This is a genomic window from Achromobacter sp. NCFB-sbj8-Ac1-l (assembly GCF_052695805.1).
Map to the genome: position 1 here is coordinate 1,932,710 of NZ_CP199812.1, position 13,978 is coordinate 1,946,687.

Annotated in this window: 6 protein-coding genes, 2 tRNA genes and 3 rRNA genes; 7 read left to right on the forward strand and 4 right to left on the reverse strand. The window is 58.4% G+C overall.

Annotated elements, in window-relative coordinates:
- Window positions 1-145: 145 nt before the first annotated feature.
- Window positions 146-367, forward strand: a complete 222-nt coding sequence (locus tag ACUDP5_RS08910) for a hypothetical protein (RefSeq protein WP_263915563.1) — start codon at window positions 146-148, stop codon at window positions 365-367.
- 41 nt (window positions 368-408) lie between these two features.
- On the opposite strand, the gene ACUDP5_RS08915 is transcribed toward ACUDP5_RS08910, so the two are convergent.
- Window positions 409-1,554 carry a diguanylate cyclase domain-containing protein gene (locus ACUDP5_RS08915; RefSeq protein WP_263915564.1) on the reverse strand — a complete coding sequence of 382 codons (1,146 nt, stop codon included), beginning with the start codon at window positions 1,552-1,554 and terminating at the stop codon, window positions 409-411.
- 133 nt (window positions 1,555-1,687) lie between these two features.
- On the opposite strand from ACUDP5_RS08915, the gene ACUDP5_RS08920 reads away from it, so the two are divergent.
- Entirely contained in the window at window positions 1,688-3,154 is a 1,467-nt protein-coding gene (locus tag ACUDP5_RS08920; protein WP_445658582.1) for a sensor domain-containing diguanylate cyclase, read from the forward strand.
- A gap of 70 nt (window positions 3,155-3,224) precedes the next feature.
- On the opposite strand, the gene ACUDP5_RS08925 is transcribed toward ACUDP5_RS08920, so the two are convergent.
- Window positions 3,225-3,926 carry a DUF3053 domain-containing protein gene (locus ACUDP5_RS08925; protein ID WP_263915566.1) on the reverse strand — a complete coding sequence of 234 codons (702 nt, stop codon included), beginning with the start codon at window positions 3,924-3,926 and terminating at the stop codon, window positions 3,225-3,227.
- 348 nt (window positions 3,927-4,274) lie between these two features.
- Window positions 4,275-5,756, reverse strand: a complete 1,482-nt coding sequence (gene rng, locus ACUDP5_RS08930) for a ribonuclease G (protein WP_263915567.1) — start codon at window positions 5,754-5,756, stop codon at window positions 4,275-4,277.
- 1,277 nt (window positions 5,757-7,033) lie between these two features.
- Between rng and ACUDP5_RS08935 the strand changes: the two genes are divergently transcribed.
- The 5 genes from ACUDP5_RS08935 (at window position 7,034) to rrf (ending at window position 12,383) form a co-directional block, all read left to right on the forward strand.
- Window positions 7,034-8,564, forward strand: a 16S ribosomal RNA gene (locus tag ACUDP5_RS08935).
- Between the two features lie 134 nt (window positions 8,565-8,698).
- Window positions 8,699-8,775 (forward strand) — tRNA-Ile (locus tag ACUDP5_RS08940).
- 26 nt (window positions 8,776-8,801) lie between these two features.
- A tRNA-Ala gene (locus tag ACUDP5_RS08945) sits at window positions 8,802-8,877 on the forward strand.
- Between the two features lie 308 nt (window positions 8,878-9,185).
- A 23S ribosomal RNA gene (locus ACUDP5_RS08950) occupies window positions 9,186-12,070 on the forward strand.
- A gap of 200 nt (window positions 12,071-12,270) precedes the next feature.
- Window positions 12,271-12,383, forward strand: a 5S ribosomal RNA gene (gene rrf / locus ACUDP5_RS08955).
- The 16S, 23S and 5S rRNA genes sit together here with 2 tRNA genes alongside, the layout of an rRNA operon.
- 146 nt (window positions 12,384-12,529) lie before the next feature.
- Here rrf and ACUDP5_RS08960 read toward each other — a convergent pair.
- Window positions 12,530-13,933: a sigma-54 dependent transcriptional regulator gene (locus ACUDP5_RS08960; RefSeq protein ID WP_263913826.1), complete on the reverse strand. Its 1,404-nt coding sequence runs from the start codon at window positions 13,931-13,933 to the stop codon at window positions 12,530-12,532.
- Window positions 13,934-13,978: the final 45 nt, after the last annotated feature.

The window sequence follows — 13,978 nt, forward strand, 5'->3', positions numbered from 1 at the left end:
TGGGCTGCACCGAGCTGGGGCATGACCGGCTTATTACCGACTCTTTGCATTACTTTACGCATCATTTCACGCGCAAGCCCGATCCGCTGAGGTAGATTGGTTTCCACGGCGCTTCGCTTCGAAGCGCGTTAGCCAGGGGGCTGCCATGCTGCAATCGGATCGTATTTCCACGACCCCACACGCTGTCGGACTGGAGCTTGCAAGGCGTCAAGCCACGACCCTGCAATGTGGGTTTTCCGCCGGCGCCATGCGCCAATTCGCCGTGTCGGCCGGTCCGGCCTGGGCGATCAGCGCCCACCGGGAAACCGACAAGGCGCGCGGCGCCAAGGCGTTTCCCTTCCGAATTGCGGCCGCCGTCGCGTCGTGACGGCCATGTGGCCGGGCCAAGGCCTGCCGCCGGGCGCGGTCTTACAACTGCGCCATCGCGGCCCGGCTCTTGCCGGCCGACTTGGCCAGGTACAGCGCCCGGTCGGCCGCATGCAGCACGGCGGCGGTGTCCGCGCCATGGCGCGGTATCAAGGCAATGCCGATGCTGCCGCCGATGAACACCGGCATGCCCTGCTGCAAATCATAGGGCTGCCGGACGCTGTCGATGATCCGGTCCGAAAACCGCTGGATGTCTTCGGTGGGGTCCAGATGCATCAGCAACACGAATTCGTCGCCGCCGATCCGGCCGGCCTGGGCGTCGGGCGGTTGCAGGGCTTGCAGCCGCTCTGACACTTGCTTCAACAGCATGTCGCCGGTGCCGTGCCCATAGGTATCATTGACCGCCTTGAAACCGTCCAGGTCCAGGTACAGCACGGCGAATTCAGCCGTTCCCCGCCTGGCGCGCTCCACGGCCTGGTCCAGCGCACGCAATAGGCCATACCGATTCAACAGGCCCGTCAGCGAGTCCTGCCGCGCCTGGCGTTCGTTTTCGCGTTCCGCCAGCATGGTCGACACCAGCATGCCATTGAGGCGGTACGACGCCATCGACATCGATGTCATGTAGAGCGGCACCTGCACCAGGACCAGCCAGAAAATGGGCTCTTGTGTAAACAAGGCGCCCAGGGCGCAGGGGCCGACGCTGAGCGCCACCATGGCTGCCGAGAGCCGGGGGGCGCCGAAGTTGCGCACACAAATCCCGCCCACCATGGAGGCGGCCGACAGGCAGGCCAGGGTCGCTGCGATCCAGTCGCCGCTGATCAGGCTGATGAACGTGCCGTAACCCACGCTGCCAGCCCAGCACAGCGCCAGCATCACATACAGGTCCGTTGGCGTGGGCCTGCCCGCCAAGGCCAGGCGACGGGCGGACACCAGCACAACGATGCGTGACGCGCACACCAGCGTTTCCAGGCCGAGCCACAGCAGGAACGGCAATTCGGGTCGGCGGGCGGTAATCAACGCCGCGACCAGCAGGGTATTGATGATGCCGCCAAAGAAAATCGGCAATGAACCGAACAGGCCACGTACCAGCGCCACGCGGATGTCTGGCGGCACATTGCGGCCCGGGTCCACCAGCCATTGGGTGAACCGTAATTGGGGCAAGCTGTAAATCCGGTCCTGGCTGTTCATAGATTCGTTCAATGGGAACGGGGCCGAGATGCTTGGGGCATGCGGGCAAGGCCGTCTTGCCTGGCTGCACACGCTTGCGGCATTATGACCCCAAAAAGCACGACACCCCCCGCGATCGCGAAGGAGCGCCGTATTGAAGTCCCATGGGTTACTACACCGCAGCCTGTATGCGCTGGCGGGGCTGATCGCCATCGGCATCTGTGCTGCCTCGGTGGCGCTGCTCTGGATGGATCGGCGCACCAGCTGGAACCAGGCCTACGTCGCCGCGGGCAACCTGACCGAGGTGCTGTCCGCCGACATCGGCCGCACCATTCGCGTCTACGATCTGTCGCTGCAAGGGGTGATCGAGCGTCTGCGTGAACCGGGCATCCAGGACTTGCCGCGGGCCACCTTGCAGCGCTTTTTGTTCGATCGTGCGGCGACGGCGGAATACCTGGGCACGATCCTCATCCTCGACAAGGACGGCAACGTCCGGTACGACTCCCAAAGCCTCGACTCCCCTGGCGGCAATTTCTCCGACCGCGACTTCTTCCAGGTCCACCGCGACAGCCCGGATCTCGGCATGTACATCAGCCGGCCCTACCTCAGCCGCTTGCGAGGCGGCGACGAAAGCATCGGCATCAGCCGCCGCCTGTCCAACGCGGACGGCAGCTTCGCGGGCGTGGTCACCGGATCCCTGCGGCTGGCGTATTTCCGCGATCGCTTCGACGGCCTATCCATCGGCCCTCAGGATGCCATCACCATTTTCCGCAACGACGGCGCCGTCATCGCGCGCACGCCGTATTCAAAGCATGATCTCGGCGCCGACATCGGCCAGGAACTGGATTTCCAGCAATTCCTGATCCGCCGCGAAGGCGTGTTTGTCGGCGTGCTGGCGCCCGACGGCGTCAATCGCCTCTACACCTTCGACAGCGTGCCGGGTACGCCGCTGATCATCGACGTCGCCATGGCGGTCGATCAGGTGCTCGAGCCCTGGGTGCGGCGCGCCATGTTGATCATTCCCATCACGCTGGCGCTGTTCGCCTCGGTCATGGCCCAGATCGTGCTGTACCGGCGCGAGACGCGCTTGCGCATGGAAGTCGAAAGCCAGCTCGAAAAAGAGGCCCAGACCGACGGCCTGACCGGCATCGCCAATCGCCGCACGTTCGATGAAACCCTGCAGCGCGAATGGCAGAGCGCCATTCGCGAAGGCAAGCCGCTGTCCTTGCTGTTCCTGGATGCTGATCGCTTCAAGCGCTACAACGATCGCTATGGCCACCAGGAAGGCGATGAACTGCTCAAGATCCTGGCCTTGACCTTAAGGGGCAAGGCGCGTCGCCCGCGTGACTTGGCCGCGCGCTATGGGGGCGAGGAATTCGTCGCATTGTTGCCTGACACCTCGCAGGCCCAAGCGCTGGAAATCGCCGAAACGATCCGCCAGGCCGTCGTCGGCCTGTGCGCCCAGCACGAAGACAATGAAGGCGGCATCGTCACGGTCAGCATCGGCGTGGCGACCCGCATCCCCAAGCCAGGCGACGACGCCGCCTCGCTGGTCGAAGCCGCCGATGCCGCGGTCTACCGCGCCAAGGAATCGGGCCGCAATCGCGTCATCGCCGGGTAGGCGGCCTGGCCCAGCGTAAAAGAAGAAAGCCGCACAAGGCGGCTTTCGGTCAGGCAGGGCGGGGGGCGGCTTACTTGCCCATCATCACCGCTTGCAGGCGGGTCTGCGCCTGCTGCACCTTCTGCGCCTGGGCGGTCAGTTCCTGCAGCAGCTTGTTCAGCTCGGCCTGCACGGTCGGATCCTGCACGCGGGCTACCGGACCCGACAGGTCGATCTGCGACTTGTGTGCCTCCACGTAGTCGGCGATCGCCAGGCTGCTATCGAGCGTGCCGGTGATTTGCGGCAGCACTTCGCGGAACGTATTGGCCGGCAGGGTCACCGTCTTCTCGTATGCCTTGTCATAGACCGCCTTCAGGTCGTCGGGCTGCTTGAGCTGGGCGCGAGCGGCATCCGCCTTGGCCTGTTCCTTGGTCAGTGCTTCGCCCATGTCTTTCAGGCCGGCCTGCACCGTCTTCAGGTCATCGCGGCGGGCGACCACGTCATTCAGCGAGCGCACCGCGCCCTTCTGCATCAGGTTACCCATCGGCTTGACCGACGCGTCCATGCCCGAGTTGAAGTCCGTGATCACCGCATATTGCGAGGCGTAGTCGCCGAACGACTTCTTCTCTTCGTCCGTCAGCTTGGGCACGCGCACGCCAGGCTTGTCGACGATACGCGTCTGCAGGAACTGCATGAACGCGGCGCGCTGTTCGGGTTCTTTGCTGCCGCAGGCGGCCAGCATCAGCGGCAAGGCGAGGGCCAGCGCAACGAACGGACGGAATAGGGATTTCATGGGGTGATTCTCCGAAAGCATAGGAAAGGGCGTGGCCCAAAAAAAAGGCGAGCCAGCCCAGCCGCCGGCGAGCTTATCGGGTCAACGCTCGCCTCGCCACGGGTTTCAAACTTCATTTCAATCGAAGTGCAGGGATACAAATTTCACACACATTGACGTGAAAGTTTGCGTGTTAACTGATAGTGCGCCATCCACGGGCGGCAGCGTCGCGGGATGCGGCTCCCGGTAGCCGCAACCAAAAGAAAACCGCCCGAAGGCGGTGTGCTGCGCGGGGCTTGCTCGCGGCCTCGGTTCAGGTTTCGCTCCGGGCCCGAAACCGGGCCGCGAGCGGCGGCCGTCGTCCCTGCGTCAGACCAGAATGATGTCGTATTTCTCTTGCGTGTACGTGCTCTCCACTTCCAGCGACACCCGCTTGCCCACGAAGTCGCCCAGCATCGCCAGGTGCTGGCTTTCTTCCTCCAGGAACAGATCCACCACGTCCTGAGATGCCAGGATGCGGAATTCCTTGGGATTGAACTGCCGCGCCTCGCGCAGGATTTCACGCAGGATCTCGTAGCAGACCGTGCGCGGCGTACGCACATTGCCACGCGATTCGCACATGGGGCAGGGCTCGCACAACTGATGCGCCAGCGAATCGCGGGTGCGCTTGCGCGTCATCTCCACCAGGCCCAGCTGCGTGAAGCCGTTGACCGTCATGCGGGTGCGGTCGCGCGACAGCGCCTTCTTCAATTCGGCCAGCACGGTTTCGCGGTGCTCCTGCTCTTCCATGTCGATGAAGTCCAGGATCACGATGCCGCCCAGATTGCGCAGCCGCAGCTGGCGGGCTATCGCCTGCGCCGCTTCCAGGTTGGTCTTGAAGATGGTGTCGTCGAAATTGCGGCCGCCCACGAAGCCGCCGGTGTTCACATCCACCGTCGTCAACGCCTCGGTCTGGTCGATGATCAGGTAGCCCCCCGACTTCAGGTCCACCCGGCGCGACAGCGCCCGAGCGATCTCTTCGTCCACATTGGCCGTGTCGAACAGGGGGCGCTCGCCGCTGTAATGCTGGATGCGGTCCACCACTGATGGTGTATAGATGCGGGCCCACTCCAGCATGGCCGCGGTGGTGGTGCGCGAATCCACCAGGATCGAGCCGGTCGACGGCCCCACCATATCGCGCAGCACGCGTTGCGCCAGCGTCAGGTCCTGGTGCAGCAGCGTCGGCGCCGGGTGCGTCCGAGCGGCAGCCTGCACGCTCGCCCACAACTTGCGCAGGTATTCCAGGTCGGCGGTCAGTTCATCGTCCGTGGCGCCCTCGGCCTGGGTGCGCACGATGAAGCCGCCTTTTTCCTCTGCGGGCATCAGTGCCTGCAGGCGCTCGCGCAGCTGGATGCGCTCGGATTCCGAATCGATTTTCTGCGAGATGCCGATGTGCGGGTCATGCGGCAGATACACCAGCATGCGGCCGGCCATGCTGATCTGCGTCGACAGCCGGGCCCCCTTGGTGCCCAGCGGGTCCTTGACCACCTGGACCATGATGGTCTGGCCCTCGAACAGCAACTTCTCGATGGGCGTCGGGGTCAGGCCCTGGCTGCGTTCGCCCCGGTTCTCGCGCAGATCCGCAATATGGATGAACGCAGCCCGTTCCAGGCCGATATCGATGAAGGCGCTCTGCATGCCCGGCAATACCCGGACCACCCGTCCCAGATAGATATTGCCCACGTGCCCGCGCTGGATGCTGCGTTCCACGTGCAGCTCCTGCACCGACCCCTGCTCGACCAGCGCGACGCGCGTCTCGAAGGGCGTGATGTTGATCAGGATATCTTCGCTCGACGCGATGGTTGGGGGCATGGGGGCATCTTCTCCGGTGGTGTAGGGCGCGGGCACGGCGCCAAGGCGAATAGTAAACGTACCCATGGGCCAGGCAAGTCGATGGTTCAACTCTATCTATATAGAGCCAAGTTCAGCTATCTATATAGATAGCGAAATGAGCGCAAGTTCGCCTCTCTATATATAGATTGCCGTCCTGTGCGCAGATGACTGCCCTGTGCGGTAACCAGGCCGTCCGCCGGCCAGGGCCGGCAGGCGTGGCGGACGGGGAAGTGTGGGGCAAGCCAGCGCGAAAGAGGCTCGAGGCCCATCGTGGCGGACTGGCTTGGTGGGCTGACGGGGCGGTTGCTGCGGCGCCCGAAGCGGAATTCATCAAGCTTTTTGCGTCCTGCGTGTGACAACGCAAAATTCTGTGCTATAGTCTCGCTCCTTCGCAGTTCAAGCAGTTTTGTGAACCGCGAAGCCAAGCAAGTGCAACGGATCTGGATGCCTCGGCAACACAGATCTGCCGCAGGGCTCCAAGGCGATGAACCGGCAACGGTTCTCGAACCAGCAGTCAGCGGGTTTTGCAAAAGATGGTGCAAATCAGGCAGAAGCCAGTTGCACAATCTGCAAAAGTTGTGCTATAGTCTTGGGCTTGGCTGGTGACAGCGAATCAGGGTTTACCCGGTAGGGTGGTCTGAATCAAGTTGCTAGCCGACTGAGCGGTAGCCAACCTCTGGGGTTTCCCGGGGCTGCTGGAAAGTGAAGGAATTCACCGGATAGCGGGGTTGCAAGATAGGGTGCAAATTAGGCAAAAGCCGGTTGCATAATCTGCAAAAGTTGTGTTATAGTTTCAGGCTTGGCAGTTGCCGAAAATTTAGGGTTAACCCTGATGTTTCGATAGCTGCTAGGGCGAGACCTGAAGGGGTCGTAAAGCAAGGCAGTGAGTTTGCGTTAAAACGAAAACGAAGCTGACTTGACAAACGATAAAAACTTCTTCATAATCTCGTTTCTCTGCTGCAACGACAGCGACGACGCGAAAGCGAAGTTAGCCGAAGTTGACGGGCAGATAGCAGTAAGAAGTAAATGTAGTACAGAATTTAGCAGTACCGCTCTTTAACAATTAAACAACCGATAAGTGTGGGCGCTTGATGCGAGTGCAGAGTGACTTCGGTCACAAGCACAATGAAATCAAGTGCTCACTAGAAGTGAAGTACCTTAGACGTCAAGTTTAAGAACATACCTCACTTCCTTTGAGTAGCGACGTATGACTCGACCCTTTCGGGGGTTAAGAAATACGAACAAATACAGAGATTAAACTGAAGAGTTTGATCCTGGCTCAGATTGAACGCTAGCGGGATGCCTTACACATGCAAGTCGAACGGCAGCACGGACTTCGGTCTGGTGGCGAGTGGCGAACGGGTGAGTAATGTATCGGAACGTGCCCAGTAGCGGGGGATAACTACGCGAAAGCGTAGCTAATACCGCATACGCCCTACGGGGGAAAGCAGGGGATCGCAAGACCTTGCACTATTGGAGCGGCCGATATCGGATTAGCTAGTTGGTGGGGTAACGGCTCACCAAGGCGACGATCCGTAGCTGGTTTGAGAGGACGACCAGCCACACTGGGACTGAGACACGGCCCAGACTCCTACGGGAGGCAGCAGTGGGGAATTTTGGACAATGGGGGAAACCCTGATCCAGCCATCCCGCGTGTGCGATGAAGGCCTTCGGGTTGTAAAGCACTTTTGGCAGGAAAGAAACGTCATGGGCTAATACCCCGTGAAACTGACGGTACCTGCAGAATAAGCACCGGCTAACTACGTGCCAGCAGCCGCGGTAATACGTAGGGTGCAAGCGTTAATCGGAATTACTGGGCGTAAAGCGTGCGCAGGCGGTTCGGAAAGAAAGATGTGAAATCCCAGAGCTTAACTTTGGAACTGCATTTTTAACTACCGAGCTAGAGTGTGTCAGAGGGAGGTGGAATTCCGCGTGTAGCAGTGAAATGCGTAGATATGCGGAGGAACACCGATGGCGAAGGCAGCCTCCTGGGATAACACTGACGCTCATGCACGAAAGCGTGGGGAGCAAACAGGATTAGATACCCTGGTAGTCCACGCCCTAAACGATGTCAACTAGCTGTTGGGGCCTTCGGGCCTTGGTAGCGCAGCTAACGCGTGAAGTTGACCGCCTGGGGAGTACGGTCGCAAGATTAAAACTCAAAGGAATTGACGGGGACCCGCACAAGCGGTGGATGATGTGGATTAATTCGATGCAACGCGAAAAACCTTACCTACCCTTGACATGTCTGGAATTCCGAAGAGATTTGGAAGTGCTCGCAAGAGAACCGGAACACAGGTGCTGCATGGCTGTCGTCAGCTCGTGTCGTGAGATGTTGGGTTAAGTCCCGCAACGAGCGCAACCCTTGTCATTAGTTGCTACGAAAGGGCACTCTAATGAGACTGCCGGTGACAAACCGGAGGAAGGTGGGGATGACGTCAAGTCCTCATGGCCCTTATGGGTAGGGCTTCACACGTCATACAATGGTCGGGACAGAGGGTCGCCAACCCGCGAGGGGGAGCCAATCCCAGAAACCCGATCGTAGTCCGGATCGCAGTCTGCAACTCGACTGCGTGAAGTCGGAATCGCTAGTAATCGCGGATCAGCATGTCGCGGTGAATACGTTCCCGGGTCTTGTACACACCGCCCGTCACACCATGGGAGTGGGTTTTACCAGAAGTAGTTAGCCTAACCGCAAGGGGGGCGATTACCACGGTAGGATTCATGACTGGGGTGAAGTCGTAACAAGGTAGCCGTATCGGAAGGTGCGGCTGGATCACCTCCTTTCAGAGCTTAAGTGCTCGTGTTAAGCGTCCACTCTTATCGGTTGTTTGATATATAGCTGGGATCGGTTGTGGGCTTGGGTAGAGGGATTCCTCCCTGTGTCCATGGCATCCTGACTACTGATCCGAGAAGGTTTTGGGTCTGTAGCTCAGTCGGTTAGAGCACCGTCTTGATAAGGCGGGGGTCGTTGGTTCGAATCCAACCAGACCCACCAAGTATTTGACGCCAGGCGTTGAATATGGGGGTGTAGCTCAGCTGGGAGAGCGCCTGCTTTGCAAGCAGGATGTCATCGGTTCGATCCCGTTCACCTCCACCATTGATTCTCAAGCAGTCACCTGGTGGTGACGTGTAGAGGCTAACTCATAGCATCGTGATTGAATAAATCGACGGTCTTATGAGTTAGGTTTTACCTGACAGCTATATTCGTTCTTTAACAATCTGGAAGAAGCACAACGAAATGTACTTATCAAGTACTCGGCGCAAGTCGATGAAGATAAGTACGGGTTGTGATTGCATTATTTTGTTCCAAGTTCTCAAGACTGAAGTGAATAACTTCAGACTGCTTTGAAACTTATGAACGGCACAAACGCTAATACTCAGGTCCTATAGCCTACAGCGTTATAGGATCAAGCGACTAAGTGCATATGGTGGATGCCTTGGCGATCACAGGCGATGAAGGACGTAGTAGCCTGCGAAAAGCTACGGGGAGCTGGCAAACAAGCTTTGATCCGTAGATGTCCGAATGGGGAAACCCACTGCAGCAATGCAGTATCCCTAGCTGAATACATAGGCTAGTGGAAGCGAACCGGGTGAACTGAAACATCTCAGTAGCTCGAGGAAAAGAAATCAACCGAGATTCCGAAAGTAGTGGCGAGCGAAATCGGAAGAGCCTTTACGTTTTAGCATGCAAGATAATCGAAGGGGATGGAAAGCCCCGCCGTAGCAGGTGATAGCCCTGTAGATGAAATTTTGTGTGTGGAACTAAGCGTAAGAAAAGTAGGGCGGGACACGTGAAATCCTGTTTGAAGATGGGGGGACCATCCTCCAAGGCTAAATACTCGTGATCGACCGATAGTGAACCAGTACCGTGAGGGAAAGGCGAAAAGAACCCCGGAAGGGGAGTGAAATAGATCCTGAAACCGTATGCATACAAACAGTAGGAGCCTCCTTGTGGGGTGACTGCGTACCTTTTGTATAATGGGTCAGCGACTTACATTCAGTGGCAAGGTTAACCGAATAGGGAAGCCGTAGCGAAAGCGAGTCCGAATAGGGCGATTCAGTCGCTGGGTGTAGACCCGAAACCAGATGATCTATCCATGGCCAGGTTGAAGGCACGGTAACACGTGCTGGAGGACCGAACCCACTAATGTTGAAAAATTAGGGGATGAGCTGTGGATAGGGGTGAAAGGCTAAACAAATCTGGAAATAGCTGGTTCTCTCCGAAAACTATTTAGGTAGTGCCTCAAGTATTACTGCGGGGGGTAGAGCACTGTTATAGCTAGGGGGTCATGGCGACTTACCAAACTATGGCAAACTCCGAATACCCGCAAGTACAGCTTGGGAGACAGAGCACCGGGTGCTAACGTCCGGACTCAAGAGGGAAACAACCCAGACCGCCAGCTAAGGTCCCGAATTATCGCTAAGTGGGAAACGAAGTGGGAAGGCATAGACAGTCAGGAGGTTGGCTTAGAAGCAGCCATCCTTTAAAGAAAGCGTAATAGCTCACTGATCGAGTCGTCCTGCGCGGAAGATGTAACGGGGCTAAGCGATAAACCGAAGCTGCGGGTGTGCACTTTTAGTGCACGCGGTAGGAGAGCGTTCTGTAAGCCTGCGAAGGTGGCTTGTAAAGGCTGCTGGAGGTATCAGAAGTGCGAATGCTGACATGAGTAGCGATAAAGGGGGTGAAAAGCCCCCTCGCCGTAAGTCCAAGGTTTCCTGCGCAACGTTCATCGGCGCAGGGTGAGTCGGCCCCTAAGGCGAGGCAGAGATGCGTAGCTGATGGGAAACTGGTTAATATTCCAGTACCGTCGTACAGTGCGATGGGGGGACGGATCGCGGAAGATCATCAGGGTGTTGGATGTCCCTGTTGCTGTATCGAAGATGGCGCTTAGGCAAATCCGGGCGCGTAAATCAAGGGTATGGCACGAGCGAGCATTGCTTGCGAAGTGATTGGAAGTGGTTCCAAGAAAAGCCTCTAAGCTTCAGCTGTACGAGACCGTACCGCAAACCGACACAGGTGGACGGGATGAATATTCCAAGGCGCTTGAGAGAACTCAGGAGAAGGAACTCGGCAAATTGATACCGTAACTTCGGGAGAAGGTATACCCCGGTAGTGTGAAGCGCCTGCGCGCTTAGCATGATGGGGTCGCAGAGAATCGGTGGCTGCGACTGTTTATTAAAAACACAGCACTCTGCAAAGACGAAAGTCGACGTATAGGGTGTGACGCCTGCCCGGTGCCGGAAGGTTAAGTGATGGGGTGCAAGCTCTTGATCGAAGCCCCGGTAAACGGCGGCCGTAACTATAACGGTCCTAAGGTAGCGAAATTCCTTGTCGGGTAAGTTCCGACCTGCACGAATGGCGTAACGATGGCCACACTGTCTCCTCCTGAGACTCAGCGAAGTTGAAGTGTTTGTGATGATGCAATCTACCCGCGGCTAGACGGAAAGACCCCATGAACCTTTACTGTAGCTTTGCATTGGACTGTGAACCGGCCTGTGTAGGATAGGTGGGAGGCTTTGAAGCGTGGTCGCTAGATCACGTGGAGCCATCCTTGAAATACCACCCTGGTTTGTTTGCGGTTCTAACCTTGGTCCGTTATCCGGATCGGGGACAGTGCATGGTGGGCAGTTTGACTGGGGCGGTCTCCTCCCAAAGTGTAACGGAGGAGTTCGAAGGTACGCTAGGTACGGTCGGAAATCGTGCTGATAGTGCAATGGCATAAGCGTGCTTGACTGTGAGACTGACAAGTCGAACAGGTGCGAAAGCAGGACATAGTGATCCGGTGGTTCTGAATGGAAGGGCCATCGCTCAACGGATAAAAGGTACTCTGGGGATAACAGGCTGATACCGCCCAAGAGTTCATATCGACGGCGGTGTTTGGCACCTCGATGTCGGCTCATCTCATCCTGGGGCTGTAGCCGGTCCCAAGGGTATGGCTGTTCGCCATTTAAAGAGGTACGTGAGCTGGGTTTAAAACGTCGTGAGACAGTTTGGTCCCTATCTGCCGTGGGCGTTGGATACTTGACGGAGCCTGCTCCTAGTACGAGAGGACCGGAGTGGACGTACCTCTGGTGTACCGGTTGTCATGCCAATGGCATTGCCGGGTAGCTAAGTACGGAAGAGATAACCGCTGAAGGCATCTAAGCGGGAAACTCGTCTGAAGATTAGGTATCCCGGGGACTTGATCCCCCTGAAGAGTCGTTCGAGACCAGGACGTTGATAGGTCGGGTGTGGAAGCGCAGTAATGCGTTAAGCTAACCGATACTAATTGCTCGTGAGGCTTGATCCTATAACACTGATGGTTATGACCTGGTGATATAGCGTTCCAAGTGTCGTTCAATACAAAATCTGGCTGCACCGTCAGCAGCCAGCCAACACCAATTACACCCCACTGTGCGTGATCATCGAGCGAGTCTCTGATCACCCACACGTTGCGCTTCTTCCAAGATTGGAGTTGTTGCCCTCAAAGCAACCACTCAACCAGTTACGCCTGACGACCATAGCAAGGTGGTACCACTCCTTCCCATCCCGAACAGGACAGTGAAACGCCTTTGCGCCGATGATAGTGGACGGACGTCTGTGAAAGTAGGTCATCGTCAGGCTTTTATTCCGCAAAACCCCATAGGCTCTCGCCTGTGGGGTTTTGTCTTTGTGGCTACGGTTTTGACTGGCCACGGTTTTGACAAGATAAAAGCCCCTGGGCGGCTGCGCCGACCAGGGGCTTTTGTTTGGGCTCGGTGCCTCGCTGTCAGGCCTGCGGCGTGCCTGTGTAGTCTTGCCGGTCGATGCCGTGACGCTGGAGCTTGTCGTAGAACGTCTTGCGGGGAATGCCCAACGTTTCGAGCGTGGCACGCACGTCGCCTTGGTGGGCAGTGAGCGCTTCGCGGATGAGCTGGGCTTCGAAGCGTTCCATCTTTTCGGGTAGCGAACCTGGACCCGAGACTTCGGCGGGCGCCGCAACGGCCGGGGTATTGAGCACGCCCAGCACGAAACGTTCGGCAAAGTGGGCCAGTTCACGGACATTGCCTGGCCAGTCGTGGGTCAAGAGGTGGTGCTTGATGTCGGCCGGCATATCGGGGATATCGCGCTGGAAGCGGCGCGATGCATGGCCGAGGTAGTGGGCGAACAGCAGAGGAATGTCTTCGCGGCGTTCGCGCAGCGGCGGAATGCGGATGGTGACGACGTTCAAGCGGTAGAACAGGTCTTCGCGGAATTTGGCGCGGATGGCTGGACTGCCGAGATCTTCCTTGGTGGCGGCGACCACACGCAAATCCAGGTTGCGAACCTCGTTGCTGCCCAGTGGGGTGATCTGACGCGACTCCAGCACGCGCAGCAGCTTGACCTGCACGGCCAGCGGCATGCTTTCGATTTCGTCCAGGAACAGCGTACCGCCACTGGCATGCTCGATGCGGCCGATACGCCGCTTTTGCGCGCCTGTGAACGCACCGGCTTCATGGCCGAACAGCTCGCTTTCGATCACGCTTTCGGGCAGGGCCCCGCAATTGATGGCCACCAACGCATGATGGCGCCGGCGGCTCAAGCGGTGCAAGGCCGTGGCAACGACTTCCTTGCCGGTACCGGTTTCACCTTCTACCAGCACGTCCACGTCGGCGTCGGCGATGTGGCGCAGCGTCTGCTTGATACGCTGCATGGCAGGAGTGGTGCCAATGAATGGCACTTCATCGGCCTCCACGGCAAAAGCCGCCTCTCGCAAGCGCCGATTCTCCAACACCAGGTGGCGCTTTTCGGCGGCATGCATAATCGCCGTGACCAGGCGGTCGGGCGGGTAAGGCTTGGCCAGGAAATCGTACGCGCCATCGCGCATGCATTGCACGGCGGTGGCGATGTCGCCATGGCCGGTGATGAGAATGACGGGAATTTCCGGATCGATGGTGCGCAGGCGTTGGAATAGTTGCAGGCCGTCGATATCCGGCATGCGGATGTCCGTGACCACTACGCCGTCGAAGTCGCGGTTAAGGGTCGGCAGCGCGCTGCGTGCGCTGGCGTGCGGTTCAACTGCGATGCCTTGCAGCTTGAGGGTCTGGACATTGGCGCGCCGAAGGTCTTCGTCGTCGTCGATGAATGCCACGCGAGGCGTCAGTGGCTTGTCCGGGTTCCCGGTGGAACCGATTGAAGGGCTGCCAGTCGGCATGCGGGCCGAGGACGTAACGGCGCAGGGAGTACCGGGCGCCGAATC

Bases quoted from the DNA above. Each gene is read 5' to 3' on its own strand.
- ACUDP5_RS08910 (WP_263915563.1), top strand. From the start codon at position 146: ATGCTGCAATCGGATCGTATTTCCACGACCCCACACGCTGTCGGACTG.
- ACUDP5_RS08915 (WP_263915564.1), bottom strand. From the start codon at position 1,554: ATGAACAGCCAGGACCGGATTTACAGCTTGCCCCAATTACGGTTCACC.
- ACUDP5_RS08925 (WP_263915566.1), bottom strand. From the start codon at position 3,926: ATGAAATCCCTATTCCGTCCGTTCGTTGCGCTGGCCCTCGCCTTGCCG.
- rng (WP_263915567.1), bottom strand. From the start codon at position 5,756: ATGCCCCCAACCATCGCGTCGAGCGAAGATATCCTGATCAACATCACG.
- ACUDP5_RS08960 (WP_263913826.1), bottom strand. From the start codon at position 13,933: ATGCCGACTGGCAGCCCTTCAATCGGTTCCACCGGGAACCCGGACAAG.